This is a genomic window from Streptomyces sp. NPDC087787, from assembly GCF_044743035.1.
Lineage (GTDB): Bacteria > Actinomycetota > Actinomycetes > Streptomycetales > Streptomycetaceae > Streptomyces.
In genome coordinates this window covers 58,133-84,071 of record NZ_JBIUVQ010000019.1, presented here as the reverse complement: position 1 = coordinate 84,071, position 25,939 = coordinate 58,133, and the positions used below count along the sequence as shown (strand labels likewise).

Annotated in this window: 29 protein-coding genes and 1 riboswitch; of the genes, 28 read left to right on the top strand and 1 reads right to left on the bottom strand. The window is 71.1% G+C overall.

The window, feature by feature from the left end; translation table 11 throughout:
• Nucleotides 1–202 precede the first annotated feature (202 nt).
• The 17 genes from ACIOWN_RS27440 to ACIOWN_RS27360 all read left to right on the top strand — a co-directional run bounded on the left by ACIOWN_RS27440 (nucleotide 203) and on the right by ACIOWN_RS27360 (nucleotide 13,453).
• Nucleotides 203–799, top strand: a complete 597-nt coding sequence (locus ACIOWN_RS27440; RefSeq protein WP_362353484.1) for a hypothetical protein — start codon at nucleotides 203–205, stop codon at nucleotides 797–799.
• A gap of 338 nt (nucleotides 800–1,137) precedes the next feature.
• Nucleotides 1,138–1,566 carry a 30S ribosomal protein S16 gene (gene rpsP, locus ACIOWN_RS27435; protein WP_362353482.1) on the top strand — a complete coding sequence of 143 codons (429 nt, stop codon included), beginning with the start codon at nucleotides 1,138–1,140 and terminating at the stop codon, nucleotides 1,564–1,566.
• A 5-nt stretch (nucleotides 1,567–1,571) separates the two neighbouring features.
• Entirely contained in the window at nucleotides 1,572–1,811 is a 240-nt protein-coding gene (locus ACIOWN_RS27430) for an RNA-binding protein (RefSeq protein ID WP_003973401.1), read from the top strand.
• A gap of 112 nt (nucleotides 1,812–1,923) precedes the next feature.
• Nucleotides 1,924–2,547, top strand: coding sequence for a ribosome maturation factor RimM (gene rimM / locus ACIOWN_RS27425; RefSeq protein ID WP_362353480.1), 624 nt, complete (start codon nucleotides 1,924–1,926; stop codon nucleotides 2,545–2,547).
• Nucleotides 2,547–3,380, top strand: coding sequence for a tRNA (guanosine(37)-N1)-methyltransferase TrmD (gene trmD / locus ACIOWN_RS27420; protein ID WP_362353478.1), 834 nt, complete (start codon nucleotides 2,547–2,549; stop codon nucleotides 3,378–3,380). The genes rimM and trmD overlap by 1 nt, the downstream gene beginning before the upstream one ends.
• Before the next feature lie 135 nt (nucleotides 3,381–3,515).
• On the top strand, nucleotides 3,516–3,866 hold the full coding sequence (rplS, locus tag ACIOWN_RS27415; protein WP_100571731.1) for a 50S ribosomal protein L19: 351 nt from the start codon (nucleotides 3,516–3,518) through the stop codon (nucleotides 3,864–3,866).
• Nucleotides 3,867–3,911: 45 nt separating this feature from the next.
• Nucleotides 3,912–4,643, top strand: a complete 732-nt coding sequence (lepB, locus tag ACIOWN_RS27410) for a signal peptidase I (protein ID WP_362353476.1) — start codon at nucleotides 3,912–3,914, stop codon at nucleotides 4,641–4,643.
• Nucleotides 4,636–5,727 (top strand): signal peptidase I, encoded by a 1,092-nt coding sequence (lepB, locus tag ACIOWN_RS27405; RefSeq protein WP_362353475.1) that lies wholly within the window; start codon nucleotides 4,636–4,638, stop codon nucleotides 5,725–5,727. The genes lepB (ACIOWN_RS27410) and lepB (ACIOWN_RS27405) overlap by 8 nt, the downstream gene beginning before the upstream one ends.
• Entirely contained in the window at nucleotides 5,615–6,625 is a 1,011-nt protein-coding gene (lepB, locus tag ACIOWN_RS27400; protein WP_362353473.1) for a signal peptidase I, read from the top strand. The genes lepB (ACIOWN_RS27405) and lepB (ACIOWN_RS27400) overlap by 113 nt, the downstream gene beginning before the upstream one ends.
• A gap of 121 nt (nucleotides 6,626–6,746) precedes the next feature.
• On the top strand, nucleotides 6,747–7,523 hold the full coding sequence (lepB, locus tag ACIOWN_RS27395) for a signal peptidase I (RefSeq protein ID WP_362353471.1): 777 nt from the start codon (nucleotides 6,747–6,749) through the stop codon (nucleotides 7,521–7,523).
• The gene (locus ACIOWN_RS27390) at nucleotides 7,513–8,043 is read left to right on the top strand and encodes an NUDIX hydrolase (RefSeq protein ID WP_362353469.1); all 531 of its coding nucleotides are present in this window, start codon (nucleotides 7,513–7,515) and stop codon (nucleotides 8,041–8,043) included. Before lepB (ACIOWN_RS27395) ends, ACIOWN_RS27390 begins: the two co-directional genes overlap by 11 nt.
• A gap of 56 nt (nucleotides 8,044–8,099) precedes the next feature.
• Nucleotides 8,100–8,408 carry a DUF2469 domain-containing protein gene (locus ACIOWN_RS27385; protein ID WP_043444228.1) on the top strand — a complete coding sequence of 103 codons (309 nt, stop codon included), beginning with the start codon at nucleotides 8,100–8,102 and terminating at the stop codon, nucleotides 8,406–8,408.
• A 162-nt stretch (nucleotides 8,409–8,570) separates the two neighbouring features.
• Nucleotides 8,571–8,933, top strand: coding sequence for a YraN family protein (locus ACIOWN_RS27380; protein WP_362353467.1), 363 nt, complete (start codon nucleotides 8,571–8,573; stop codon nucleotides 8,931–8,933).
• Entirely contained in the window at nucleotides 8,933–10,558 is a 1,626-nt protein-coding gene (locus ACIOWN_RS27375; RefSeq protein WP_362353465.1) for a YifB family Mg chelatase-like AAA ATPase, read from the top strand. The genes ACIOWN_RS27380 and ACIOWN_RS27375 overlap by 1 nt, the downstream gene beginning before the upstream one ends.
• A complete protein-coding gene (gene dprA, locus ACIOWN_RS27370) occupies nucleotides 10,555–11,715 on the top strand; it encodes a DNA-processing protein DprA (protein WP_362353463.1) in 1,161 nt (386 codons plus the stop codon). The genes ACIOWN_RS27375 and dprA overlap by 4 nt, the downstream gene beginning before the upstream one ends.
• Nucleotides 11,716–11,977: 262 nt before the next feature.
• Nucleotides 11,978–12,820, top strand: a complete 843-nt coding sequence (gene whiG / locus ACIOWN_RS27365; protein WP_362353462.1) for an RNA polymerase sigma factor WhiG — start codon at nucleotides 11,978–11,980, stop codon at nucleotides 12,818–12,820.
• 75 nt (nucleotides 12,821–12,895) lie between these two features.
• On the top strand, nucleotides 12,896–13,453 hold the full coding sequence (locus tag ACIOWN_RS27360; RefSeq protein WP_362353573.1) for a helix-turn-helix domain-containing protein: 558 nt from the start codon (nucleotides 12,896–12,898) through the stop codon (nucleotides 13,451–13,453).
• Between the two features lie 50 nt (nucleotides 13,454–13,503).
• Here the strand turns inward: ACIOWN_RS27360 and ACIOWN_RS27355 are convergent, their stop codons facing one another.
• On the bottom strand, nucleotides 13,504–13,959 hold the full coding sequence (locus ACIOWN_RS27355) for a M23 family metallopeptidase (RefSeq protein ID WP_362353460.1): 456 nt from the start codon (nucleotides 13,957–13,959) through the stop codon (nucleotides 13,504–13,506).
• A gap of 677 nt (nucleotides 13,960–14,636) precedes the next feature.
• Here ACIOWN_RS27355 and rpsB point away from each other — a divergent pair.
• The 11 genes from rpsB to ACIOWN_RS27300 all read left to right on the top strand — a co-directional run bounded on the left by rpsB (nucleotide 14,637) and on the right by ACIOWN_RS27300 (nucleotide 25,938).
• Complete coding sequence (gene rpsB / locus ACIOWN_RS27350) at nucleotides 14,637–15,530, top strand: 30S ribosomal protein S2 (protein WP_362353458.1); 894 nt, start codon at nucleotides 14,637–14,639, stop codon at nucleotides 15,528–15,530.
• 158 nt (nucleotides 15,531–15,688) lie between these two features.
• Nucleotides 15,689–16,525 carry a translation elongation factor Ts gene (tsf, locus tag ACIOWN_RS27345; RefSeq protein WP_401983609.1) on the top strand — a complete coding sequence of 279 codons (837 nt, stop codon included), beginning with the start codon at nucleotides 15,689–15,691 and terminating at the stop codon, nucleotides 16,523–16,525.
• Between the two features lie 203 nt (nucleotides 16,526–16,728).
• Nucleotides 16,729–17,514, top strand: a complete 786-nt coding sequence (gene pyrH, locus ACIOWN_RS27340) for a UMP kinase (RefSeq protein WP_401983608.1) — start codon at nucleotides 16,729–16,731, stop codon at nucleotides 17,512–17,514.
• A 187-nt stretch (nucleotides 17,515–17,701) separates the two neighbouring features.
• Nucleotides 17,702–18,259: a ribosome recycling factor gene (gene frr / locus ACIOWN_RS27335; protein ID WP_362353452.1), complete on the top strand. Its 558-nt coding sequence runs from the start codon at nucleotides 17,702–17,704 to the stop codon at nucleotides 18,257–18,259.
• Entirely contained in the window at nucleotides 18,259–19,449 is a 1,191-nt protein-coding gene (locus ACIOWN_RS27330) for a phosphatidate cytidylyltransferase (protein ID WP_362353450.1), read from the top strand. The genes frr and ACIOWN_RS27330 overlap by 1 nt, the downstream gene beginning before the upstream one ends.
• 514 nt (nucleotides 19,450–19,963) lie before the next feature.
• Entirely contained in the window at nucleotides 19,964–20,272 is a 309-nt protein-coding gene (locus tag ACIOWN_RS27325; RefSeq protein ID WP_362353448.1) for a hypothetical protein, read from the top strand.
• An 84-nt stretch (nucleotides 20,273–20,356) separates the two neighbouring features.
• Nucleotides 20,357–20,764, top strand: coding sequence for a hypothetical protein (locus ACIOWN_RS27320; protein WP_401983607.1), 408 nt, complete (start codon nucleotides 20,357–20,359; stop codon nucleotides 20,762–20,764).
• Nucleotides 20,765–20,818: 54 nt separating this feature from the next.
• Entirely contained in the window at nucleotides 20,819–21,925 is a 1,107-nt protein-coding gene (gene rlmN / locus ACIOWN_RS27315) for a 23S rRNA (adenine(2503)-C(2))-methyltransferase RlmN (protein ID WP_401983605.1), read from the top strand.
• 43 nt (nucleotides 21,926–21,968) lie between these two features.
• A riboswitch (TPP riboswitch) is annotated at nucleotides 21,969–22,074 on the top strand.
• Nucleotides 22,075–22,156: 82 nt separating this feature from the next.
• The gene (locus ACIOWN_RS27310) at nucleotides 22,157–23,233 is read left to right on the top strand and encodes a thiamine ABC transporter substrate binding subunit (RefSeq protein WP_401983604.1); all 1,077 of its coding nucleotides are present in this window, start codon (nucleotides 22,157–22,159) and stop codon (nucleotides 23,231–23,233) included.
• A complete protein-coding gene (locus ACIOWN_RS27305) occupies nucleotides 23,209–24,918 on the top strand; it encodes an iron ABC transporter permease (RefSeq protein WP_362353440.1) in 1,710 nt (569 codons plus the stop codon). Before ACIOWN_RS27310 ends, ACIOWN_RS27305 begins: the two co-directional genes overlap by 25 nt.
• A complete protein-coding gene (locus ACIOWN_RS27300) occupies nucleotides 24,919–25,938 on the top strand; it encodes an ABC transporter ATP-binding protein (protein ID WP_401983603.1) in 1,020 nt (339 codons plus the stop codon).
• Nucleotide 25,939 lies beyond the last annotated feature (1 nt).

The window sequence follows — 25,939 nt, the reverse complement described above, 5'->3', positions numbered from 1 at the left end:
GCCGCCCCCGGCGTGCGGGAGTGTCGTACGCGCCGGCGCGTACTCCCTTTGCGCACCACCTTGGGAGGAGCTGTGCGGCTTCTCCGCAGATCAGCGCACCCGCCCTCGTCAGGACGCATCAGTGACGACTGACGGGTACGTGCAAATTATTTGGGATGCCCCGGAATAGGAACACAGCGGCCCCTCGGCTCGTTGTCATTACGTGAGCACGACACCACCTGTTCTCGCCGCAGAGCTGGCGCAGGCGTGGGCCGACATTCAGCGGTACCACCCCGAGCTGCCGGACCTTGCCGCGCCTGAGTCCCTGATCGGGGAGTCCTCGTCCGCATGCGGACACGAACTCTCCTTCGAGCGACTGCTTCACGAGGCAGTCCATGGCGTAGCCGCCGCGCGCGGCGTACGCGACACGTCCCGTGCCGGCCGCTACCACAACCGCAGGTTCCTCGCGATCTCCGAGGAGCTGGGCCTGGACCACCCCGAGGAGCCGCATCCGAGCAGCGGCTTCTCGCTGGTCACGCTCAGCCCCGAGGCGAAGCGGCGCTACCGCCCGACGATCGAGCGCCTCCAGCGTGCGCTGAAGGCGCACTCGGCCGCCATCTCCACCGACACCGGCCGCAGCTTCCGCGGACCCGCCGCCCGGCACGGCTCCTCCGGTGGCGGGGTCAGGGTCAAGGCGGTGTGCGACTGCGGCCGCAATGTGCGGGTCGTCCCCTCGGTCCTGGCCCAGGCCCCGATCATGTGCGGCGGCTGCGGCAAGCCGTTCAGGATCCCGGAGCCGGTGGGCGCGGCGGCCGGCTGACCGGCCGGCGGCGTCCCGGCATCTCGTGGGTGCCGGACGAGCAGCAGGACGGTGCGCGGGACGCCGCCGTACACGGCGGCGTCCCCGTCGACGCGGGCAGGACCCCGCGTTTCGCGGCACCCGGGCGCCGGGTGCCGCTCAGTCGTGCCCGGAAGCCGCCCCGGCGCCCTCCGCGGAAAGGGCCCCACGGGGTGTGGCACAATGGCTAGCTGTACTCGACAGCCGCACAGGACCCCTCTCTCCTCCGGCTGACGCGTCCGTCGGGCACTCGGGTACCGCAACCCCACGCGGCGTCTCCGCCGTGCCCAACCACGTCAAATCCAGGAGAACCCACTCCCGTGGCAGTCAAGATCAAGCTGAAGCGTCTGGGCAAGATCCGTTCGCCTCACTACCGCATCGTCGTCGCCGACTCCCGTACCCGCCGTGACGGCCGGGCCATCGAGGAGATCGGTCTGTACCACCCGGTGCAGAACCCCTCGCGCATCGAGGTCAACGCCGAGCGTGTGGCGTACTGGCTCTCCGTCGGCGCCCAGCCGACCGAGCCCGTGCTCGCCATCCTGAAGAAGACCGGCGACTGGCAGCAGTTCAAGGGCGAGCCCGCCCCTGCGCCGCTGCTCCAGCCGGCCGAGAAGGCCACGCGCCCGTCGTTCGAGGCCCTCGGTGGTGACGACGAGAACAAGGGTGAGGCCATCACCCAGAAGAAGAAGGCTGAGAAGAAGGACGAGGCCGGCGCCGAGTCTTCTTCGGCTGAGTCGACCGAGGCCTGAGCAGCATGCTCGAGGAGGCGCTTGAGCACCTCGTGAAGGGCATCGTCGACAACCCTGACGATGTGCAGGTCGCCTCGCGCAACCTGCGCCGCGGGCGCGTGCTCGAGGTCCGGGTCCACCCGGACGACCTCGGTAAGGTGATCGGCCGCAACGGCCGCACCGCGCGCGCCCTGCGCACCGTCGTGGGCGCCATCGGCGGCCGCGGAGTCCGTGTCGACCTCGTCGACGTGGACCACGTCCGCTGACGCTTTTCGCAACCGGCTCGGGCCGGGGAGGGCCGCTGGGCCGTCCCCGGCCCGTAGTCGTATGAGCCGCCCGGTGGCTCGTGTTCTGACGTTCCGACAGGAGATCTTCCACGTGCAGCTGGTAGTCGCACGGATCGGCCGCGCCCACGGCATCAAGGGCGAGGTCACCGTCGAGGTACGTACCGACGAGCCCGAGCTGCGGCTCGCCCCCGGCGCCGTCCTGGCCACCGACCCGGCGTCCGCCGGTCCGCTGACCATCGAGACGGGCCGCGTCCACAGCGGTCGCCTCCTGCTGCGCTTCGAGGGCGTGAGCGACCGCAGTGCCGCCGAGGCCCTGCGCAACACCCTCCTGATCGCCGAGATCGACCCGGAGGAGCTTCCCGAGGGCGAGGACGAGTACTACGACCACCAGCTGATGGACCTCGACGTCGTTCTGGAGGACGGCACGGAGATCGGCCGGATCACCGAGATCTCCCACCTGCCCTCCCAGGACCTGCTGATCGTCGAGCGTCCGGACGGCACCGAGGTGATGATCCCGTTCGTCGGGGAGATCGTCACCGAGATCGACCTGGAGGAGCAGCGGGCGGTCGTCGACCCGCCGCCCGGCCTCTTCGACGACCGCTCCGAGCCCGACGAGGCCGCCGACGCGCCCGGCGCCTCCTCGCGCACGCCCGCGGAGGACTCGGAGGACACGGAGGACACGGAGGACACGGGGAACTCGGAGGACGAGTCCTGATGCGGCTCGACGTCGTCACGATCTTCCCCGAGTACCTGGAGCCCCTGAACGTCTCCCTCGTCGGCAAGGCACGCGCGCGCGGGCAGCTGAACGTGCACGTCCACGATCTGCGCGGCTGGACGTACGACCGCCACCACACGGTCGACGACACGCCCTACGGCGGCGGTCCGGGCATGGTCATGAAGACCGAGCCCTGGGGCGACGCCCTGGACACCGTCCTCGCCGACGGCTACGAGACCGGCTCCCACGCGCCCGCGCTCATCGTCCCGACACCCAGCGGCCGCCCCTTCACCCAGGAACTCGCCGTGGAGCTCTCCGAGCGCCCCTGGCTGATCTTCACACCGGCCCGCTACGAGGGCATCGACCGCCGGGTGATGGACGAGTACGCCACCCGCATGCCCGTCTACGAGGTCTCCATCGGCGACTACGTCCTCGCCGGCGGCGAGGCGGCCGTACTGGTCGTCACCGAGGCCGTGGCGCGGCTGCTGCCGGGCGTCCTCGGCAACGCCGAGTCGCACCGCGACGACTCCTTCGCGCCCGGCACCATGGCCAACCTCCTGGAGGGCCCCGTCTACACCAAGCCGCCCCTCTGGCGCGGCCAGGGCATCCCCGAGGTGCTGCTCAGCGGCCACCACGGCAAGATCGCCCGCTGGCGGCGCGACGAGGCCCTGCGGCGCACGACGGCCCACCGGCCCGACCTGATCGAGCGCTGCGATCCGAAGGTCTTCGACAAGAAGGACCGCGAGATGCTGTCCATCCTGGGCTGGGCGCCGGACCCCGAGGGCGGGGCGCGGGGCCGATTTTGGCGCCGGACCGACGGCGTGGAAGAATAGACCGCTGTTGTGCGCCGTCCGGCGTGCGCCCCTGCCGCAGGGGGACACGACGCCCGTTCCGACCCGCGCAGCACCCGATCCCGTACATCTAGTTCCCGTTGATGACCTGTGGCATCAACGAAGAAAGCAGACGAAATGTCTCACCTGCTCGACTCCGTCGACGCCGCGTCGCTGCGCGAGGACGTCCCGGCCTTCCGCCCGGGCGACACCGTCAACGTGCACGTCCGCGTCATCGAGGGCAACCGCTCCCGTGTGCAGCAGTTCAAGGGCGTGGTGATTCGTCGCCAGGGCTCCGGCGTGCGCGAGACCTTCACGGTCCGCAAGGTCTCCTTCTCCGTCGGCGTCGAGCGCACCTTCCCGGTGCACACCCCGATCGTGGAGAAGATCGAGCTCGTCACCAAGGGTGACGTGCGCCGCGCCAAGCTGTACTACCTGCGTGAGCTGCGCGGCAAGGCCGCGAAGATCAAGGAGAAGCGCGAGCACTGAGCGCCTCCCGGAGTTCATGGCGGGGCCGGATAACATTCGGCCCCGATGGACACCGAAGCACAGCAGACGGAGCGCGACCGCTCCTCCCGCCCTTGTGACGGCGAACCCGGGACGACCCCGGGGACGCGGGGGCCGGAGGAACGGTCGCGTTTCGCGTTGATCTCGCGGATCACCGAGTGGCTCCCCGGCGGGAGGATCACCCTGACCGCGCTGAGCTGCCTGGTCCTCCTGCTGCTCCTCAACACGTTCGTGATCCAGCCGTTCGAGATTCCGAGCGGATCCATGGAACCGGGATTGAGGATCGGGGACCGCGTTGCCGTAAACAAGTTGGCGTACCGTTTTGGAGCCGTGCCGCGGCGCGGCGACGTCGTCGTGTTCGACGGCACCGGGTACTTCGGGGACGGCGACTACATCAAACGCGTTGTGGGTGTGGGCGGAGACCATGTGGTCTGCTGTGACAAGGAGGGCAGAATCCAGGTGAACGGCCGGTCGGCCGACGAGTCGGCGTTCCTCCATCCCGGTGACAGCCCGTCCACCGTGCCCTTCGACGTGGTCGTGCCCGAGGGCACCCTGTTCGTCCTCGGTGACCACCGCGGCGACTCCAGCGACTCCCGCGACCATCTGGGCTCGCCGGGCGGCGGCATGATCCCGGTCGGCGAAGTGATCGGCCGGGCCGACTGGATCGTCTGGCCCTTCGGCCACCGGACCCACCTGCACCGCCCGGACGCGTACGCGCGCGTGCCGGCGGCCGGCCACGCGGACGGCACCCATGGGTAGCCGCGGCAGACCGCGCGGCGTCTCCGCCAACGCCGCCGACAACCTCCTGCCCACCGGGGCACGGCGTGCCGCAGGCCCGGCCGGCGGGCGCAGCCGCGCGGAGCGGCGCAAGCTGCAACGCAAGGTCAAGCGGCGGCGCAGGCGCTCCGCGGTCCGGGAGATACCGCTCCTGGTCGGCGTCGCCGTGCTCATAGCCCTGGTGCTGAAGACCTTCCTCGTACAGGCCTTCGTGATCCCGTCCGGCTCCATGGAGCAGACGATCCAGATCGGCGACCGGGTCCTGGTCGACAAGTTCACCCCGTGGTTCGGCGCCAAGCCGCAGCGCGGGGACGTCGTCGTCTTCCACGACCCCGGCGGCTGGCTGGCCGGGGAGCAGACCGCCCACAAGGACGACCCCGTCGGCGTCAAGCAGGTCAAGCAGGGCCTGACCTTCATCGGCCTGCTGCCCTCCGACGACGAGAAGGACCTCATCAAGCGGGTCGTCGGCGTCGGCGGTGACCACGTCAAGTGCTGCGACACGCAGGGCAGGATGACCGTCAACGGCGTTCCCCTGAACGAGGCGGCTTACCTCCATCCGGGCAACGCACCCTCCAACACCCAGTTCGATATCACCGTCCCCCGGGGCCGGCTGTGGGTGATGGGCGACCACCGGGACAACTCCGCCGACTCGCGGGCCCACCAGGACACCCCGTACGGTGGCACCGTCGCGGAGACGTCCGTGGTGGGGCGGGCCATGGTCATCGGCTGGCCCGTCGGCCACTGGACCATGCTGAAGGAGCCGAAAACCTTCTCCTCCGTGTCCGACGCGGCGGCGGGGTCGACCGCCGCTCCCCGGCTGTCGCATAGGGTTGCACCGGACGATCCGAACGGATCGGTTCGACTCCCGAGCCCTGCGGAACTCCCGCTCGTTATGGGAGTGGTGGGCCTGCGCCGCGCATGGGGCAGGCGGTGGCACGGAGTGAGGAGTTGGCGTGGGGGATGTGGCGGTCGGCGCACGGTCCGGACACGACGGCGAGGAGCACCGCGGACACCCCGAAGGAGCGGCGGACCCCGCTGCGCGCGGCGCCGTGGCCTCCGGGAGTGAGAGCGAAACAGCCGAGGACGGCACGGTGACGGAGTACAACGACGGCGGTGACCAGGGAAGCGGGAGCACCCCCGAGGCGAGGAAGCCCCGCTCCTTCTGGAAGGAGCTGCCCATCCTGATCGGTATCGCGCTGGTACTGGCGCTGCTGATCAAGACCTTCCTCGTACAGGCGTTCTCGATTCCCTCGGACTCGATGCAGAACACCCTTCAGCGGGGCGACCGCGTCCTGGTCGACAAGCTGACCCCGTGGTTCGGCTCCGAGCCCGAGCGCGGCGAGGTCGTCGTCTTCCACGACCCGGACGACTGGCTGGCGGGCGAGCCGGCGGCCAGCCCGAACGCGCTGCAGACGGTGCTCAGCTGGATCGGCCTGATGCCGTCCGCGGAGGAGAAGGACCTCATCAAGCGCGTCATCGGCGTCGGCGGCGACACCGTGGAGTGCAAGAACACCGGCCCGCTGCTGGTCAACGGCAAGCCGCTGGACGAGCAGTCGTACGTCTACGCGGGCAACACGCCGTGCAGCGTCGACGACCAGGGCGGCCAGTTCAAGGTGCACGTGCCCAAGGGCTTCATCTGGGTCATGGGTGACCACCGGCAGAACTCCCGGGACTCGCGCTACAACCAGAGCGACGAGAACCACGGCATGGTCCCGGTGAAGGAGGTCGTCGGCCGTGCCATCGTCAAGGCCTGGCCGATCAACCGCTGGGGAACGCTGCCCGTTCCGGACACCTTCGACCAGCAGGGCATCAACCAGCGGTCCTCGGCGGCGGGCGCTCTGTCGGTGGCCCCCGAGGGTGTGGCCCTGACCGCGGTCGTGCCGGTGGCGGTGTGGCGGCGCAGGCGGGCGGCGAAGGCCGCGGCCGGCACGGGCACGCCCACGACGGCCACGGGAGGCCGCTGAGCCCCGCCCGCGGCGGCCCGCGCTCGTGAGTCCACCGCTGTGAAGCCCTTGTGGAGCGTGCGGCGGTGGCCGGGCAGGAGGGGCTGACCCGTTCCGGTACCGACCGGTAGGGTGCGGGTCCATGGGTGGTGAGAGCGCGACGCGTACGTCCCCGCGCAGCGGCGGCACAGGCAGGAACCCGGTGGGCGGCAGAGCCGGACAGCGGCTGTCCGGACTGGCCGTGGCCGTGGGGCTGGCGCTGTTCCTCGCGGGATTCGTGTGGGCGGCGGTGGTCTACCGCCCGTACACCGTGCCCACCAGTTCGATGGCGCCCACGATCGGCATCGGCGACCGGGTGCTGGCCCAGCGCGTCGGCGGCGACCAGGTGCACCGCGGTGACGTGGTCGTCTTCCACGACAAGAACTGGGTGCAGAACTCCGCCGTGATCAAACGCGTGGTCGCCGTCGGCGGCGACACCGTCTCCTGCTGCGAGAAGGGCAGGCTGACCGTCAACGGCAAGCAGATCGACGAGCCGTACCTGAAGGGCGCCGTCGCCGAGGCCGGCGGCTTCCCGACCGTGAAGGTGCCCCAGGGCCGGCTGTTCCTGCTCGGAGACGAACGCCAAGGCTCCCTGGACTCCACCGCCCACCTCACCGACGCGGCCGCGGGCACCGTCTCGCGCGACGCCGTGGACGCCCGGGTCGACGCCGTCGTCTGGCCCATGAAGGGCCTGCTGGAGCGCCCCACCGGCTTCCAGGCGCTCGGTGCCCTCTCCCAGCCGGGCCCGCTGCGCACGATCACCACGATGATCGTGGCGGGCGCCGTCCTGGTCCTCGCCGGGGGCGCCTACGGCCCGGTCGCCGCGCGGCTCGGCGGCTCGCGCGCCCGCACCCGGACGGAGCCGGCCGGTGCTCGCTGAGGACGCCGGGGGCGCCGGGAACGCGGACGGCCGGCCCGGAGGGCTGCGCAAGGTCGCACGGGTGGTCCTGCTCGACCCCGAGAACCGCGTCCTGCTGCTGCACGGCCACGAACCGGACGACCCTGCCGACGACTGGTGGTTCACCCCGGGCGGCGGCCTGGAGGGCGCCGAGACGCGCGAGGAGGCCGCCCTGCGGGAACTCGCCGAGGAGACCGGCATCACCGAGGTCGAACTCGGCCCGGTGCTGTGGCGCCGGACGTGCTCGTTCCCGTTCGCGGGCCGACGCTGGAACCAGGACGAGTGGTACTACCTGGCCCGTACGGACCGGACGGCGGTCGAGGCCACGGCCCTGACGGAGCTGGAGCGGCGCAGCGTCGCCGGAGCGCGCTGGTGGACGTGTCAGGAACTGATCCGGGCACATGAGACGGTGTATCCGACCAGACTCGCCGAGCTGCTGCGCACACTGCTCGACGAAGGTCCCCCGGCCGGGCCCGTGACCCTCGACACCGAAATCGTCTAGGGCCTCATGGGACTGGCGCACAATGGTGGGATCGCACGGCTGAAGGGGAACATGCCATGAGCGCCGAGGACCTCGAGAAGTACGAGACCGAGATGGAGCTCAAGCTCTACCGGGAGTACCGCGATGTCGTCGGTCTGTTCAAATTCGTGATCGAGACCGAGCGGCGCTTCTACCTCACCAACGACTACGAGATGCAGGTCCACTCAGTGCAGGGTGAGGTGTTCTTCGAGGTGTCGATGGCCGACGCCTGGGTGTGGGACATGTACCGGCCGGCCCGGTTCGTGAAGCAGGTACGCGTCCTCACGTTCAAGGACGTGAACATCGAGGAGCTGAACAAGAGCGATCTGGAGCTGCCGGGCGGGTGAGGGTCGTTCAACCGACCCTCACCCGCGCCCCCGCCTCGATGCCGCTGCTCTCCTGTTGTCACTCGCGTGAGTGACCGCGTTGTCCACAACCGGTGAGTAGCCCACCAAGATCCACTCCGTGGGGCCGGATGCGTGACCGTGGGCGCCGGAGGTGGTGCCGACATGAACGCACGAAGCGCGCTCGGCAGGTACGGAGAGGGCCTGGCGGCCCGGCGGCTGACGCAGACCGGCATGACGGTCCTGGAGCGCAACTGGCGCTGCGGCAGGACCGGTGAGATCGACATCGTGGCCCGGGACGGCGACGTCCTGGTCGTCTGCGAGGTGAAGACCCGCCGGGAGGGGCTCTTCGAGCACCCGATGGCCGCGGTCACACCGGAGAAGGCCGAGCGGCTGCGCGGCCTCGCGGAACGCTGGATCCAGTCCCACGGAGGGGCGCCGCCGGGAGGCGTCCGCATCGACCTGGTCGGCGTCCTGCTGCCCCGGCGCGGCGCCCCCTTGGTCGAGCACGTACGGGGGGCCGCCTGATGGGCTTCGCGCGTACGTGCTCCGTGGCCCTCGTCGGTGTCGAGGGCGTGGTCGTCGAGGTCCAGGCCGACCTGGAACCGGGCGTCGCCGCCTTCACCCTGGTGGGCCTGCCGGACAAGAGCCTGACCGAGAGCCGGGACCGGGTGCGGGCCGCGGTGGTCAACTCCGGCGGCGAGTGGCCGCAGAAGAAGCTCACGGTCGGACTCAGCCCGGCCTCGGTGCCCAAGGCCGGCAGCGGCTTCGACCTGGCCGTGGCCTGTGCGGTGCTCGGCGCCGCCGAGCGGATCGACCCCCGGGTACTCGCCGACATCGTGATGATCGGGGAGCTCGGCCTGGACGGGCGGGTGCGCCCCGTCAGGGGCATCCTGCCGGCGGTGCTGGCCGCCGCCGACTCCGGTTACGAGCAGATGGTCGTGCCCGAATGCGCCGCCGCCGAGGCCGCGCTGGTGCCCGGCGTCTCCGTCCTCGGCGTCCGAAGCCTGCGGCAGCTGATCGCGGTGCTGACCGACGAGCCGGTGCCCGAGGAGGACCCGGACGAGCAGGGGCGACCGGACCCGCTCCTTGCGGGCCTGCGCCTGCCCGGCACGGGAGCGGCCGCCGGAATGCACAGCGTGGGCGCCGCCCAGCAGGACCAGGGACACGACCTCGCCGACGTCGTCGGCCAGGTCTCGGCCCGTACGGCGGTCGAGGTCGCCGCGGCCGGGGCGCACCACCTGTTCCTCGAAGGACCGCCGGGCGCGGGCAAGACCATGCTCGCCGAGCGGCTGCCCGCCCTGCTGCCCCGCCTCGCCCGGGAGGAGTCCCTGGAGGTGACGGCGATCCACTCGGTGGCCGGACTCCTGCCGCCGGGCAGACCGCTGATCGACCTCGCCCCCTACTGCGCCCCGCACCACTCGGCCACCATGCAGGCCCTCGTCGGGGGCGGCCCGGGCGTCGCCAGGCCGGGGGCCGTGTCGCTGGCCCACCGTGGCGTGCTCTTCCTGGACGAGACCCCGGAGTTCAGCAGCCACGCCCTCGACGCCCTGCGCCAGCCGCTGGAGGCGGGCCATGTGGTGATCGCCCGCAGCTCCGGGGTGGTGCGGTACCCGGCGAAGTTCCTGATGGTGCTCGCCGCCAACCCCTGCCCCTGCGGACGGTTCTCGCTGCGGGACACCCTGTGCGAGTGCCCGCCCTCGGCGGTCCGCCGCTACCAGGCCAGACTGTCCGGGCCGCTGCTCGACCGGGTCGACCTGCGGGTCGAGGTCGACCCGGTCACCCGCTCCGAACTCACCCGGCGCGAGGCCGGGGGCGAGGCCACGGCGGCGGTGGCCGACCGGGTGCGGGCCGCCAGGGAACGCGCGGCGGCCCGGCTCGCGGGCACGCCGTGGCGGACCAACAGCGAGGTGCCCGGCCGCGAGCTCCGCAGCCGCTGGCAGGCGGCGGCCGGCGCCATGGACGAGGCCGAGCGCGGTCTGGAGCGGGGGGTCCTCACCGTGCGCGGACTCGACCGTGTCCTGCGAGTCGCCTGGACGGTCGCGGACCTCGCCGGCCACGACCGGCCCGGCGCGTCGGACGTCGCCCTGGCGCTGCAACTGCGCACCGGAGTGCCCCGGGGCGTGCCCATGGCCATCGGGGCGCCGGCGTGAACACCGTCCCGCCCCCCGACGGCGAGCTGCTCGCCCGGGTCTTCCTCGGCCGGGTGCTGGAGCCCGGGGACGCGGTCGGCGGGCGGTGGCTGCGCGAGTTGGGGGCGGTGGAGGTGGCCCGGCGGCTGCGCGAGGGCGCCCCCCGGCTCGCCGGGGTGTCGGACAAGCGGTGGGCGGGGCTGTGCGCCCGCGCGGCAGGGGCCGATCCCGGACGGGACCTCGCCGCGGCGCGGGAGGCCGGGGTGCGGTTCGTGCGCCCCGGGGACACCGAGTGGCCCGCGCAGCTCGACGACCTCGGCGACGCGCGGCCCACGGGACTGTGGGTGCGTGGCCGGCCCAGCCTGCGGATATGGGCGCTGCGCTCGGTCGCGGTCGTCGGCGCCCGCGCCTGCACCCAGTACGGCGCCCACATGGCCGCGGCCCTCGCCGCCGGCCTCGCGGAGCACGGATGGGTCGTGGTCTCCGGCGGCGCCTACGGAGTCGACGGGACCGCCCATCGGGGCGCGCTCGCCGCGGGCGGTGCCACCGTCGCGGTACTGGCCTGCGGCGTCGACCGGCCCTATCCGCGCGGGCACACCGAGTTGATCAGCAGGATCGCTCAGCAGGGACTGGTGATCGGCGAGTTGCCGCCCGGTGACCACCCCACGCCGAGCCGGTTCATCGTCCGCAACCGGGTGATCGCGGCGCTCACCCGGGGCACCGTGGTCGTGGAGGCCGCCCACCGCAGCGGATCACTGGTCACCGCACGGGCGGCGTTGCGGCTGGGACGGCACACCATGGGGGTGCCCGGACCGGCCACCAGCGCGCTCTCCGCCGGTGTCCACGAACTCCTGCGCGACGGGGCGGTGCTGGTCACCGACGCCGCGGAAGTCGTCGAACTCGTCGGAGACATGGGCGAACTCGCCCCGGACCGGCGCGGGCCCGTACTCCCGCGCGACCTGCTGGAACCGGACGCCCGGCAGGTTCTGGCCGCGTTGCCGGCGCGCGGCGGGGCGACGCCGGACGAGGTCGCCCGCGGTGCCCGGACGACCACGGACGACGCGATCGCGAAACTGTACGAACTCCGGTCACTGGGTTACGTCGAACGACACGGCGATGGATGGAAGTTGACACGCCAGGCGCTGATCTCGGCCCGGGAAGGGCGCGAGCGGTGCTGACCGAGCGTGTTCGGCCGTCCGGGGGAGGCCCGACGCCGTTGGGGATTCCCGCAGTTGGGCGCCGCGGTGGTCACCGAGGGTGACAGGCGTGACCCGGTGGGGCGCATCGCGGAACGAATCTGCGCACGCTTCGCGCCCCGTCCTTAGCGCACCGCGACACTTCAGTCACGCTACGCTCACGTGGTTCGGACCGCAGATACCACCCAGACCGACAGCTCACTCGGACGCCCGCATTCCACCGCAGAACGACGCAAGGCGACTCATGCCCCAGCACACCTCCGGGCCCGACCGGGCGGCGATCCCCCCAGCCGCCCGTGACGGTGGCAGCGTGCGGCCGCCCGCTCCTTCGACGCTCGAGGAGCTGTGGCGGTCGTACAAGGCGACGGGGGACGACCGGTTGCGGGAGCAGCTGATCCTGCACTACTCGCCGCTGGTGAAGTACGTGGCGGGCCGGGTGAGCGTCGGCCTGCCGCCCAATGTGGAGCAGGCCGATTTCGTCTCCTCAGGGGTCTTCGGGCTCATCGACGCGATCGAGAAGTTCGACATCGAGCGGGAGATCAAGTTCGAGACCTACGCGATCACCCGGATCCGGGGCGCGATGATCGACGAGCTGCGGGCGCTGGACTGGATCCCCCGCTCGGTACGGCAGAAGGCGCGGAACGTGGAGCGGGCGTACGCGACCCTGGAGGCCCGGCTGCGACGCACCCCGACGGAGGTCGAGGTGGCCGCCGAGATGGGCATCGCGGTCGACGAACTGCATGCTGTTTTCAGCCAGTTGTCGCTGGCCAACGTGGTGGCGCTGGAGGAGCTGCTGCATGTGGGCGGCGAGGGCGGCGACCGGCTGAGCCTGATGGACACGCTGGAGGACACCGCCGCCGACAACCCGGTGGAGGTGGCCGAGGGCCGGGAGCTGCGGACGTTCCTGGCCCGTGCGATCAACACGCTGCCCGAGCGGGAGAAGACCGTCGTGATGCTCTACTACTACGAGGGCCTCACTCTCGCCGAGATCGGCCATGTGCTCGGTGTGACCGAGAGCCGGGTCAGCCAGATCCATACCAAATCGGTGCTCCAGCTGCGGGCGAAGCTGGCGAGCTTCGGCCGCTGACCCGGGCGGAGTCGCTCCCGGTCCGGGTGGCACATCCGTAAAGTGGTTGACGTGCCAAGGATTCGAGCGGCCTCCGTGGCCGAGCACCGGTCGATGCAGCGAGCCGCCCTGCTGGACGCGGCGCGGACCCTGCTGTCCGAGGGCGGGACGGAGGCGCTGACCTTCCCGGCCCTGGCGGAGCGGACGGGGCTCGCGCGTTCGTCGGTGTACGAGTATTTCCGGTCGCGGGCCGCCGTGGTCGAGGAGCTGTGCGAGGCCGACTTCCCGGTGTGGGCCGCGGAGGTCGAGGCCGCGATGGCCTCCGCCGACAGGCCCCCGGCCAAGGTCGAGGCGTATGTGCGCAAGCAGCTGGATCTGGTTGGGGACCGGCGGCACCGGGCCGTCGTGGCGATCTCGGCGAGCGAGCTGGACGCGGGCGCCCGGGAGAAGATCCGGGCCGCCCACGGCGGGCTCGTCGCCATCATCGTGGAGGCGCTCGGCGAGCTGGGCCACGAGCAGCCGCGGTTGGCGGCGATGCTGCTTCAGGGCGTGGTGGACGCGGCGGTACGTCGCATCGAACTGGGCGCCGCGGAGGATCCGGCGTCCATCGCCGAGGCCGCCGTCGCCATGGCCCTGCGCGGCGTCTGCGGCTGACCCTGCGGCGAGGCGCCGGTGCCACGCCCTCCGTGACCAGCGCAGGGGCATCAGGGCAGTGGCACACCCAGGACCGGGAGCAGTCTCGTTGGTCCGTTCAGGAGCCATGGGGGGAGCAGGAGGAGAGGGTTCAGGTAGGTCCTGCCGCGCAGCAGGCCCCAGTGGACGCACGGGCCTTCGCAATGCCGGCCCGTGGCCTCGACCGTGCCGACGACCGCGCCCGCCGTCACCTCGTCGCCCTGCTTCACCGACGCCCTCACCGGCTCGTACGTCGTCCGAAGCGGTGGTTCGCCGGTGCCGGACAGCTCGATCGACACCACGCCCCTGCCGGCCACCGGGCCCGCGAAGAACACCCGCCCCGCCGCCACCGCCCGGACCTGGGCACCCGGCGGCGCGCTCAGGTCCACGCCCCGGTGCCCGGGCCCGTAGACCGTCGCCGGTGGATCCCAGCCGCGCAACACCCCGGGCCGCACCCCCACCGGCCACACCCGACCCACGGCGGGCACGGGCGCATCCTCTTCCCCGGACCCGGACCCGGACCCGGACTCGGACCCGGACCCGGACTCGGACCCGGACCCGGACCCGGACTCGGACCCGGACCCGGACCCGGACTCGGAATCGGGACCGGGAGCCTGGCCGGGATCGGGGCCTGGCCCGGGACCGGGACCTGACCCAGGGCCAAGTGGCCCAGGGCCTGGCCCAGGACCGGCCGGCGTGGTGGGGTGGTCGCCCGCCCAGGTCGTCCATGTCACCGAGCCCGCCAGCGCCGCCGAGGCCGCGAGCGCCATCAATACCACCGAGGCCACCAGGGCCATAAGGGCCACCGAGGCCGCCGGGGCCGCCGCCCGTCCGGGCAGAAGACGCCGCCGGACGCCGGCGGCCGTCCGTCGCATCGCACGCATCCGAAACATGCGCCCACCGTCCCGCACCCCGCCGGCTGCGACCGGAACCTGTGGACGACTCACCCATTGTGGACAGCGGCGTCACCCGGCGCCCCGCGGGTCCCGTACACTTCTGGTGGCGACCCGGGTCACTGGGTCGACTTCGCACGCCCCGACACTCGGACCGGCAACGGCCGGTGTCAGCGCCCCTCGGTCCCTCGTGGCACGGCGCACCGCGGGCGTCAGGCGCGGAAGCCGTCCGGCATCCGCGGCACAACCGAGAAACTCAAGGAGATACGGCCATGGCCGTCGTCACGATGCGGGAGCTGCTGGAGAGCGGCGTCCACTTCGGTCACCAGACCCGTCGCTGGAACCCGAAGATGAAGCGCTTCATCTTCACCGAGCGCAACGGCATCTACATCATCGACCTGCTCCAGTCGCTGTCGTACATCGACCGCGCCTACGAGTTCGTCAAGGAGACCGTCGCCCACGGCGGCACGGTCATGTTCGTCGGTACGAAGAAGCAGGCGCAGGAGGCCATCGCCGAGCAGGCCACCCGCGTCGGCATGCCCTACGTCAACCAGCGCTGGCTGGGCGGCATGCTCACCAACTTCTCGACCGTCTACAAGCGCCTGCAGCGCCTGAAGGAGCTCGAGCAGATCGACTTCGAGGACGTCGCGGCCTCCGGTCTGACCAAGAAGGAGCTCCTGGTCCTCTCCCGCGAGAAGGCCAAGCTGGAGAAGACCCTCGGCGGTATCCGCGAGATGCAGAAGGTGCCCAGCGCCGTCTGGATCGTGGACACCAAGAAGGAGCACATCGCGGTCGGCGAGGCCCGGAAGCTCAACATCCCGGTCGTCGCCATCCTCGACACCAACTGTGACCCCGACGAGGTCGACTACAAGATCCCGGGCAACGACGACGCGATCCGCTCCGTCACCCTGCTCACCCGTGTGATCGCCGACGCGGTCGCCGAGGGCCTCATCGCCCGCTCCGGTGTCGCCACCGAGGGCAAGGGCGAGAAGGCCGCGGGCGAGCCGCTCGCCGAGTGGGAGCGCGACCTGCTCGAGGGTGAGAAGAAGGCCGAGGAGGCCCCGGCTGCGGAGGCTCCCGCCGCGGAGGCCCCTGAGGCTCCCGCCGCGGAGGCCCCGGAGGCTGCCGCCGCCGAGGCTCCGGCCGCCGAGGGCGAGCAGGCCTGACCCGTCAGCGCCAGCGTTGACGGCGGGAGCGGCGACATGAAGTCCGCTCCCGCCGTTCACCCGTAGGTCAGTACCGAGTCGGGAATCTGCAGCTACATGTAGACCGCAGACCGTGCAGATCTTCGATCCTCCAGACTTCGAGAAAGATTCACAGACTCATGGCGAACTACACCGCCGCCGACGTCAAGAAGCTCCGTGAGCTCACCGGCGCCGGCATGATGGACTGCAAGAAGGCGCTGGACGAGGCCGAGGGCAACGTCGAGAAGGCTGTCGAGGCGCTCCGTATCAAGGGCCAGAAGGGCGTCGCCAAGCGCGAGGGCCGCTCCGCCGAGAACGGCGCCGTGGTCTCGATCATCGCCGACGACAACTCCTCCGGTGTCCTCGTCGAGCTGAAGTGCGAGACGGACTTCGTCGCCAAGGGCGAGAAGTTCCAGGCCGTCGCCCGCACGATCGCCGAGCACGTCGCCAAGTCCTCCCCGGCCGACCTCGACGGCCTGCTCGCCTCCGAGATCGAGGCCGGCAAGACCGTCCAGGCGTTCGTGGACGAGGCCAACGCCAACCTCGGCGAGAAGATCGTCCTGGACCGCTTCGCGCAGTTCTCCGACGGCTTCGTGACCGCGTACATGCACCGCACGATGCCCGACCTGCCCCCGCAGATCGGTGTCCTCGTCGAGCTCGACAAGCCGAATGCCGAGGTTGCCAAGGGCATCGCCCAGCACATCGCCGCCTTCGCGCCGAAGTACCTCGCCAAGGAGGACGTGCCGGCCGACATCGTCGAGTCCGAGCGTCGTGTCGCCGAGGAGACCACCCGCGCCGAGGGCAAGCCCGAGGCCGCGATCGCCAAGATCGTCGAGGGCCGCCTGAACGGCTTCTTCAAGGACGCGACGCTGCTCGGCCAGCCCTACGCCCTGGACAACAAGAAGTCGGTCCAGAAGGTTCTGGACGAGGCCGGTGTCACCCTGAAGCGCTTCACGCGCATCAAGGTCGGCATCTGAGTCCACGGTCCGTACCGCGACGGACCCCCGACCCCGATAGGGTCGACAGCAGTCGTCCACGTCGCGCGCGTGTGCAGCCACACGCGCGTGACGGACGGCAGCAGATCTGACGAGGAGGCCATTGCCGCTGCATGGGATGCGAATCACGCCCCACCGGCAATGGCCTTCTTCGCATGTGCACCACGTAACAGAGGCGGGATCTCATGACCACCAAGGCCCAGAAGAGCGACGACGGCAAAGTACCCGGCCGGTTTCTGCTGAAGCTGTCAGGAGAGGCCTTCTCCGGCGGCGGGGGCCTGGGAGTCGACCCGGACGTGGTGCACGCCATCGCCCGTGAGATCGCGGCGGTCGTACGCGACGGAGCGGAGATCGCGGTCGTGATCGGCGGCGGCAACTTCTTCCGCGGTGCCGAACTCCAGCAGCGCGGCATGGACCGCGCCCGCTCGGACTACATGGGCATGCTCGGCACCGTGATGAACTGCCTCGCCCTGCAGGACTTTCTGGAGAAGGAAGGCATCGACAGCCGGGTCCAGACCGCCATCACCATGGGCCAGGTCGCCGAGCCGTACATCCCGCTGCGCGCCGTGCGCCACCTGGAGAAGGGCCGCGTGGTCATCTTCGGCGCCGGTATGGGCATGCCGTACTTCTCCACCGACACCACCGCCGCCCAGCGCGCCCTGGAGATCGACGCCGAGGCGCTGCTCATGGGCAAGAACGGCGTGGACGGGGTTTACGACTCCGACCCGAAGGCCAACCCGGACGCCGTGAAGTTCGACTCCCTCGGCTACGGCGAGGTCATCACGCGGGACCTGAAGATCGCCGACGCGACGGCGATCACGCTGTGCCGGGACAACAAGCTCCCGATCGTCGTCTTCGAGCTTCTGAAGGAGGGCAATATCGCCCGCGCCGTCAAGGGTGAGAAGATCGGCACGCTTGTGGGCGACCAGGGCGACCAGGGCGACCAGGGCGACCAGGGCAGCCGGGACTGACCGGCCGACCCCGTACCGCGGGTCGCCGGAAAGAGACCTGTCCGGGCGCCGGACGGGACGGACTCCGACCGGAGGATGGACAATGTCCTGCCGGTCGGGAACCGTGCAGGAAGAACGCGACGAAGCCGGTCGCCGGTCCCGACAGGGAACCGCAGCCGGGCCTACTCAAGACACGCAGGAGCAAGTGGTGATCGAAGAGACCCTCCTCGAGGCCGAGGAGAAGATGGAGAAGGCCGTCGTGGTCGCCAAGGAGGACTTCGCCGCGATCCGCACCGGCCGTGCGCACCCGGCGATGTTCAACAAGATCGTGGCCGATTACTACGGCGCGCCGACGCCGATCAACCAGCTGGCCTCGTTCTCCGTGCCGGAGCCGCGCATGGCCGTCGTGACCCCGTTCGACAAGACCGCGCTGCGCAACATCGAGCAGGCGATCCGCGACTCCGACCTGGGCGTCAACCCGAGCAACGACGGCAACATCATCCGCGTGGTGTTCCCCGAGCTCACCGAGGAGCGCCGCCGCGACTACATCAAGGTCGCCAAGGGCAAGGGCGAGGACGCCAAGGTGTCCATCCGCTCCGTGCGCCGCAAGGCCAAGGACGCCATCGACAAGATGATCAAGGACGGCGAGGTCGGCGAGGACGAGGGCCGTCGTGCGGAGAAGGAGCTCGACGACACCACCGCGAAGTACGTGGCGCAGGTGGACGAGCTGCTGAAGCACAAGGAAGCGGAGCTGCTCGAAGTCTGATGGACGACACTTCCTGGGGAGCGCCGCGGCAGGCCGGGTACTGGGGGCCCGCGGACGGGCCATCCGCCCATCAGGGGGGACCCGTCCCGGGGGCCGCTCCGGCGGGTGCCGCGTACGATGCGCATGACGCCCAGCGGACCCGCCCCATGCCCGTCGTGCCCGACGCGCCCGCTCACGGCGGAAACCAGGATGACGACCGCGGTGCCGCCCAGCCGGGCGGCGCCTCGTTCCGCGACGACATGCCGCAGCAGCCGCACCAAGCGCCGCAGCCGTGGCCTCACGACACGCCGCAGACACCGTCCTTCCACAGGACGGCGTCGCAGAATCCGGAGCCCATGCCCGACGCCCCGCAGCCGGCGCCCGCGCCGCAGAAGAAGAACGCGGGCCGCGACCTGGGCGCCGCCATAGGCGTCGGCCTCGGACTCGGCGTGGTGATCGTCGTGTCGCTGTTCGTCGTCAAGGCCGTCTTCGTGGGCGTCATCGCGATCGCGGTCGTGGTCGGCCTGTGGGAGCTCACCAGCCGGCTCCAGGAGCGCAAGGGCATCAAGGCGCCGCTCGTGCCGCTGGCGGTCGGCGGTGCGGCCATGGTGGTCGCCGGGTACGTCCGGGGTGCCGAGGGTGCCTGGGTGGCGATGGCGCTGACGGCGCTCGCGGTCCTGGTCTGGCGCATGACGGAACCGCCGGAGGGTTACCTCAAGGACGTCACGGCCGGCGTCTTCGCGGCGTTCTACGTGCCGTTCCTGGCCACGTTCGTCGCGATGATGCTGACCGCGGACGACGGTCCGCGCCGCGTGCTGACCTTCCTCCTGCTCACGGTTGTCAGCGACACGGGCGCGTACGCCGTCGGCTGGCGTTTCGGCCGGCACAAGCTCGCCCCGCGCATCAGCCCGGGCAAGACCCGCGAGGGCCTGTTCGGCGCGGTGGCCTTCGCGATGGTGGCCGGCGCGCTGTGCATGCAGTTCCTGATCGACGACGGCGCCTGGTGGCAGGGCCTGCTGCTCGGCCTCGCGGTCGCCGCCACCGCCACGCTCGGCGATCTGGGCGAGTCCATGATCAAGCGGGACCTGGGCATCAAGGACATGGGCACCCTGCTCCCCGGCCACGGAGGGATCATGGACCGCCTGGATTCCCTGCTGCCCACCGCGCCCGTGGCCTGGCTCCTGCTGGTCCTCTTCGTCGGCTCCGCCTGATCCCGCGACCGGCCATCGAGCCCCCACCCGACAGGTGGGGGCTCGATGCCGTTCCCCCCGTGGATCAGGATTCAGTGGTCGGCTTGCGTCCTGCCGTCCACGGGTCGTGCCGCCCTGTAGAGGGTGAACGCCCGATGAGCGACTTGAGCCGCCAGGAGCGCGAACAAGGTTCCCCCCAGGCACCGTGTGAGAAGGCTCCACCAGTCCACTGCCGGCCCCGCAAGAATCCGCACCGTCCACCAGACGTCGTAGGCCACCTTTCCGGCCAGTCCCGCAGCCAGGAGAGCGGCGGTCCACCAGCGCTTGGGCCACCCATCGGTCATGTCTCTCCCCCTGGCGAAATCACTCACCATCACCGGCCGTCTCCGGAGTGTGCCATGCCCGCTGCCTGCCCGTTCAGGCAGGAGGCGCGTCGGCGGACGCGATGGGCAACGGTGCGGCGGGCTGCGGCGTCTGGACGAGTGCCGGCTTCATCTTGGGCCAGGCTGTGTGAGGAGGGCTTGTGGCGCGGGGCATGCAGGAGCAGGACGGTGCGGGGCGTGAACTGAACGCGTACGAGCGGGTGCTCGCTGAGGACCGTCGGGTCGTGCGCGAGATGCTCCGTGTGAGTACCGGCGGTGCCCATGCCGGGCTCGCCATCATGGTCATCGTCGTCGCCTTGATCGCTGCCGCTGGCGGCGCCCAGTGGGCTCTGATGGTCGGTGGAGCGGTCGCGGCCTGGTTCGCCGTCGCCCTTCTCGCGGTTGTCCGTGGCGGGCGCCGCGGGTGGGCCGCCGTCACGCGGTCTTACCTCCTGACTTTCGGCTGGGCCAGTTGGCTGTGACTGCCGCGGCCGTTGTGTGGCTGGCATGGCCATGCCCCGCCGGCTGTAGGCTGCGCCGGCAGGCGCGACCACACGAGGAACCTCATGGAGCAATCGACGTCCACGCCGAACCGTCTGGCCAACAGCGGCCTCGGAGCCGTTCCGGCGGTTGTCCGCCTTGCGTACGCGACGCAAGCCGATACCGCCATCGCACGGCTTGCGGCTGGTCTGGGCGTGATCGGGTTCGCTGCCCTGACGGTGCGGGGATATCGACTCAGTGTGACGTACGAACACTCGCGGCTGGTGATCCATGGCTACCTGCGCACACGAGTGATCGACCGAAAGCGCATCACGGAGATCACGGACTTCCCCGCGGTGCGGTGGACGGCTCGCAACGGACGTAAGCGATGGACCCCCCTCACGGCGTTCATGACGAGCCCGGGTGAAATCTCGGCAACCCGTCTCCAGAAGGATCGTGTCATCAGGAAGCTGCGACAGTGGGCGCGGCATTAGCATCCCCGGGCGCCCTGCGGCAGCGCGGATTGGATCTGCGACACTGGTACAGCCATGCCTAAGCCCGGAGAACTCACTTTCGTCGCCCCGCGCGGAGCCAAGAAGCCGCCGCGGCATCTTGCCGACCTGTCGCCCGCCGAGCGCAAGGAGGCTGTCGCCGCGATCGGCGAGAAGCCGTTTCGTGCGAAGCAGCTCTCGCAGCACTACTTCGCGCGGTACGCGCACGACCCGGAGCAGTGGACCGACATCCCCGCCGGGTCCCGCGCCAAGCTCCAGGAGGCGCTGCTTCCCGAGCTGATGACGGTCGTACGGCATCTGTCGACCGACCAGGGGACCACCCGCAAGACGCTGTGGCGCCTGTTCGACGGCACGCTCGTGGAGTCGGTGCTCATGCGCTACCCGGACCGGGTGACCATGTGCATCAGCTCGCAGGCGGGCTGCGGCATGAACTGCCCGTTCTGCGCCACGGGACAGGCCGGGCTCGACCGGAACCTGTCCACCGCCGAGATCGTGCACCAGATCGTCGACGGGATGCGCGCCCTGCGGGACGGCGAGGTCCCCGGTGGTCCCGCGCGCCTGTCGAACATCGTCTTCATGGGCATGGGCGAGCCGCTCGCCAACTACAACCGCGTCGTCGCCGCCATCCGCGCCCTGACCGCCCCCGAGCCGGACGGCCTCGGGCTGTCCCAGCGGGGGATCACCGTCTCGACGGTGGGCCTGGTTCCGGCGATCCACCGGTTCTCCGACGAGGGCTTCAAGTGCCGGCTCGCCATCTCCTTGCACGCACCGGACGACGAACTGCGCGACACGCTCGTCCCGGTCAACACGCGGTGGAAGGTGCGGGAGGTGCTCGACGCCGGATTCGAGTACACCGCCAGGTCCGGGCGCCGGCTGTCCATCGAGTACGCGCTGATCCGGGACATCAACGACCAGGCGTGGCGTGGCGACCGGCTCGGCCGGCTGCTCAAGGGCAAGCCCGTGCACGTCAACCTCATCCCGCTGAACCCGACGCCCGGCTCGAAGTGGACCGCGTCCCGGCCCGAGGACGAGAAGGCGTTCGTCGAGGCGATCGCCGCCCACGGTGTGCCGGTGACCGTCCGGGACACCCGGGGCCAGGAGATCGACGGCGCCTGCGGTCAGCTGGCCGCCACCGAAAGGTAGCCGGGCGGTGGCCGGACGGTAGGCTGGGAATCTACACATCTTCATATTCCGACAGGGGAGCGCCACAGCGCTGAGAGTGCGGCACCGGCCGCAGACCCTCTGAACCTCGCCCAGGTCATTCTGGGTAGGAAGTTCGGTCATCACTCAAGCTGTTGTGCCCTGCCCGGGTGTCCCTCGCGGACCCCGGGCAGGGCCGCGTCTCTTCCTGGCCAACCCCCAGGAGGACATCCAGTGCACATCAAGACGTTCGCCGTAGCCGCGGTCGGGCTCGGCCTGGTCACGCTGTCGGCGTGCGGCTCGTCACCCGACGGCAAGGGCTCCGCGGGCTCCAAGACGGTGACCCTCGTCAGCCACAACTCGTGGGCCGCCTCCAAGAGCGTCATCGCCGACTTCGAGAAGAGCTCCGGCTACAAGGTGAAGGTCCTGGAGGACGGCGACGCCGGCCAGGCCGTCAACAAGGCCATCCTCACCAAGGACAACCCGCAGGGCGACGTCTTCTTCGGCGTCGACAACACCCTGCTGTCCCGCGCCCTGGACAACGGGCTGTTCCAGCCGTACGAGCCGAAGGACGCCGACCTGATCCTGCCGCAGTACCGGGTCGACGAGGCCAAGCACCGGGTCACGCCCATCGACACCGGCGACATCTGCGTCAACTACGACAAGAAGTACTTCGCCGACCACCGGCTGACCCCGCCAGCCTCGTTCGACGACCTGATCAAGCCGGAGTACAGGAACCTCCTCGTCACCGAGAACGCCGCCACCTCCTCGCCCGGCCTCGGCTTCCTGCTCGGCACCGCCGCCAGGTACGGCGACCAGGGCTGGCAGGACTACTGGAAGAAGCTCAAGGCCAACGGCGTCAAGGTCGTCGACGGCTGGGAGCAGGCCTACAACCAGGAGTTCTCCGGTTCCGCGGGCGGCAGGAAGGCCAAGGGCGACCGGCCCCTCGTCGTCTCCTACGCCTCCTCGCCGCCCGCCGAGGTCATCTACGCCGACCCGCGGCCGAAGACCGCGCCGACCGGCGTCGCGCAGGGCACCTGCTTCCGCCAGGTCGAGTACGCGGGACTGCTCAGCAACGCCAGGAACACCGAAGGGGGCAAGGCCTTCCTGGACTTCCTGATCACCAAGGAGTTCCAGGACGACATGCCGCTGAGCATGTTCGTCCACCCGGTGCGCGAAGCCGCCCAGGTGCCGCCGGAGTTCGTGAAGTACGGCCCCCAGGCCAAGAACCCCGAGACCCTGGCCCCCGACAGGATCGCCGCCAACCGTGACCAGTGGGTCAAGTCGTGGACCTCGCTCGTCCTCAGGTAGGCCGCGGACGCGGCCGCCGGACGGGGAACGCGGCGCGGCTCGGCCTCATGGCCGTGCCCGTCGCGTTCTTCGCGGTGTTCTTCGCCTACCCCGTGACCGCGATCGTCCGGCGCGGCCTGGAGACGGACGGGGCCTGGCAGTTGGGGCGGATCACCGATGTGTTCGGACAGTCCGACATCCGGCACGTGCTGTGGTTCACCACCTGGCAGGCGCTCGCCTCCACCGCGCTCACCCTGCTCGTCGCCCTGCCCGGCGCCTATGTCTTCGCCCGCCTCGACTTCCCCGGCCGGCACGTCCTGCGGGCCGTCGTCACCGTGCCGTTCGTGCTGCCCACCGTCGTGGTCGGCACCGCGTTCCTCGCGCTGGTCGGGCGCGGCGGCCTGCTCGACGAACTGTGGGGCGTCCGGCTGGACACCACGGTGTGGGCGATCCTGCTCGCCCACGTCTTCTTCAACTACGCCGTCGTCGTACGGACCGTGGGCGGACTGTGGGCGGGGCTCGACCCGCGCCAGGAGGAGGCGGCCCGGATGCTCGGCGCCTCGCCGCTGACCGCCTGGCGCAAGGTCACCCTCCCCGCGCTGGCCCCAGCGGTGGGCGCCGCGGCGCTGATGGTCTTCCTGTTCACGTTCACCTCCTTCGGCGTGGTGCAGATCCTCGGCGGCCCCGCCTTCTCCACCCTCGAAGTGGAGATCTACCGGCAGACCTCCGAGATCTTCGACCTGGCGACCGCGGCGGTCCTGACGATCCTCCAGTTCGCAGCGGTGGGCGCGATCCTCGCCGTGCACGCCTGGACCGTACGGCGCCGGGAGACCGCGCTGAAGCTGGTGGACGCCTCGCTGACCGCCCGCCGGCCGCGCGGCGCCGGGCAGTGGACGCTGCTGGCCGGCGTCCTCGCCACCGTCGCCGTCCTCCTCGTGCTGCCGCTCGCGGTGCTGGTGCAGCGGTCGCTCGCCGCGCCCGGCTTCGGCTACTACCGGGCGCTGACGAACGCGGACGGCGGCACCTTCCTGGTCGCGCCGATCCACGCCGTCGGCACCTCCCTGAGCTACGCCGCCGCGGCGACCGCCATCGCCGTGGTGATCGGCGCGCTCGCCGCCGCCGCTCTCACCCGCCGGGACGCCGGCCGGCTCGTGCGCGGCTTCGACGCGCTGCTGATGCTGCCGCTCGGGGTCTCGGCGGTGACCGTCGGCTTCGGCTTCCTGATCGCCCTGGACCGGCCGCCACTGGACCTCAGGCAGTCCTGGATCCTGGTCCCGCTCGCGCAGGCCCTGGTCGGGGTGCCCTTCGTCGTACGGACCATGCTGCCCGTGCTGCGCGCGGTGGACGTACGGCTGCGGGAGGCGGCGGCCGTGCTCGGGGCCTCGCCGTGGCGGGTGTGGCGGGAGGTCGACCTGCCGCTCGTACGGCGGGCGCTGCTGATCGCCGCCGGTTTCGCCTTCGCCGTGTCCCTGGGGGAGTTCGGGGCGACCGTGTTCATCGCGCGGCCCGACAGCCCGACGCTGCCGGTCGCCGTGGCACGGCTGATCGGCCGCCCCGGCGACCTCAACTACGGCCAGGCGATGGCCCTGTCGACGATTCTGATGGTGGTGTGCGCGGTGGCGCTGCTGGTGCTGGAGCGGCTGCTCCCCCAGTCTCGAACAAGCTCGACCGGGGGGACCCCCATCGATCGGAGCGGGGAGTTCTAGATGCTGCTGAGCCTCGATGCCGCGACCGTGCGCTTCGGCGGACGGGCCGTGCTGGACGCGGTCGACCTCTCGGTCGCCGAGCACGAGATCGTGTGCGTGCTCGGACCCAGCGGCAGCGGCAAGTCGACGCTGCTGCGCGCGGTGGCCGGGCTTCAGCCGCTGGACTCCGGACGGGTGCTGCTGGACGGGCGGGACCAGTCGGGGGTGCCGGTGCACCGGCGCGAGGTGGGGCTGATGTTCCAGGACCACCAGCTGTTCCCGCAGCGGGACGTGGCCGGCAACGTCGGTTTCGGACTGCGTATGCGCGGCGCGGTGAAGGGAGAACGGGACGCCCGGGTGGGGGAGTTGCTGGAGCTGGTCGGGCTGCCCGGGGCCGGGCGGCGTGCCGTGGCCGCGCTCTCCGGCGGGGAGCAGCAGCGGGTGGCCCTGGCCCGGGCGCTCGCCCCCCGGCCGCGACTGCTGATGCTGGACGAGCCGCTGGGCCAGCTCGACCGCTCGCTGCGGGAGCGTCTCGTCGTCGAACTGCGGGAGCTGTTCGGGCGGTTGGGCACGACCGTGCTCGCCGTCACGCACGACCAGGGCGAGGCGTTCGCCCTCGCCGACCGGGTCGTGGTGATGCGGGACGGCCGGATCGCCCAGTGGGGCACGCCACTCGAGGTGTGGCAGCGGCCGGCCGATGCGTTCGTGGCACGTTTCCTCGGCTTCGAGAACGTGGTGGAGGCGAGCGTGGACGGAGAGGTCGCGGTCACCCCGTGGGGCAAGGTGCCGGTGCCCGACGGCTCGGCCCAGGGCTCCCGCACCCTCCTCGTCCGGCCCGCCGGAGTCCGCCTGGTCCCCGCCGACGAGGGTCTGTCCTGCACGGTGACCGCGCGCACCTTCAAGGGCACCCACGTCACCGTCCACCTCCAGCCCGCCAACGCCCCGCGTCTGGAGGCGGCCTGCGCCCTGCGTACGGCACCGGAGGTCGGGGACGAGGTGGCGGTGGAGTTCGACACGGCCGAAATCCTGGTGCTGGAATGAT

Bases quoted from the DNA above. Each gene is read 5' to 3' on its own strand.
- ACIOWN_RS27330 (WP_362353450.1), top strand. From the start codon at position 18,259: ATGGACGACACTTCCTGGGGAGCGCCGCGGCAGGCCGGGTACTGGGGG.
- rpsB (WP_362353458.1), top strand. From the start codon at position 14,637: ATGGCCGTCGTCACGATGCGGGAGCTGCTGGAGAGCGGCGTCCACTTC.
- ACIOWN_RS27380 (WP_362353467.1), top strand. From the start codon at position 8,571: ATGAACGCACGAAGCGCGCTCGGCAGGTACGGAGAGGGCCTGGCGGCC.
- lepB (WP_362353471.1), top strand. From the start codon at position 6,747: ATGGGTGGTGAGAGCGCGACGCGTACGTCCCCGCGCAGCGGCGGCACA.
- rlmN (WP_401983605.1), top strand. From the start codon at position 20,819: ATGCCTAAGCCCGGAGAACTCACTTTCGTCGCCCCGCGCGGAGCCAAG.
- ACIOWN_RS27430 (WP_003973401.1), top strand. From the start codon at position 1,572: ATGCTCGAGGAGGCGCTTGAGCACCTCGTGAAGGGCATCGTCGACAAC.
- ACIOWN_RS27320 (WP_401983607.1), top strand. From the start codon at position 20,357: ATGGAGCAATCGACGTCCACGCCGAACCGTCTGGCCAACAGCGGCCTC.
- lepB (WP_362353476.1), top strand. From the start codon at position 3,912: ATGGACACCGAAGCACAGCAGACGGAGCGCGACCGCTCCTCCCGCCCT.
- ACIOWN_RS27375 (WP_362353465.1), top strand. From the start codon at position 8,933: ATGGGCTTCGCGCGTACGTGCTCCGTGGCCCTCGTCGGTGTCGAGGGC.
- tsf (WP_401983609.1), top strand. From the start codon at position 15,689: ATGGCGAACTACACCGCCGCCGACGTCAAGAAGCTCCGTGAGCTCACC.
- rplS (WP_100571731.1), top strand. From the start codon at position 3,516: ATGTCTCACCTGCTCGACTCCGTCGACGCCGCGTCGCTGCGCGAGGAC.
- ACIOWN_RS27300 (WP_401983603.1), top strand. From the start codon at position 24,919: ATGCTGCTGAGCCTCGATGCCGCGACCGTGCGCTTCGGCGGACGGGCC.
- lepB (WP_362353475.1), top strand. From the start codon at position 4,636: ATGGGTAGCCGCGGCAGACCGCGCGGCGTCTCCGCCAACGCCGCCGAC.
- ACIOWN_RS27325 (WP_362353448.1), top strand. From the start codon at position 19,964: ATGCAGGAGCAGGACGGTGCGGGGCGTGAACTGAACGCGTACGAGCGG.
- trmD (WP_362353478.1), top strand. From the start codon at position 2,547: ATGCGGCTCGACGTCGTCACGATCTTCCCCGAGTACCTGGAGCCCCTG.
- ACIOWN_RS27385 (WP_043444228.1), top strand. From the start codon at position 8,100: ATGAGCGCCGAGGACCTCGAGAAGTACGAGACCGAGATGGAGCTCAAG.
- pyrH (WP_401983608.1), top strand. From the start codon at position 16,729: ATGACCACCAAGGCCCAGAAGAGCGACGACGGCAAAGTACCCGGCCGG.
- whiG (WP_362353462.1), top strand. From the start codon at position 11,978: ATGCCCCAGCACACCTCCGGGCCCGACCGGGCGGCGATCCCCCCAGCC.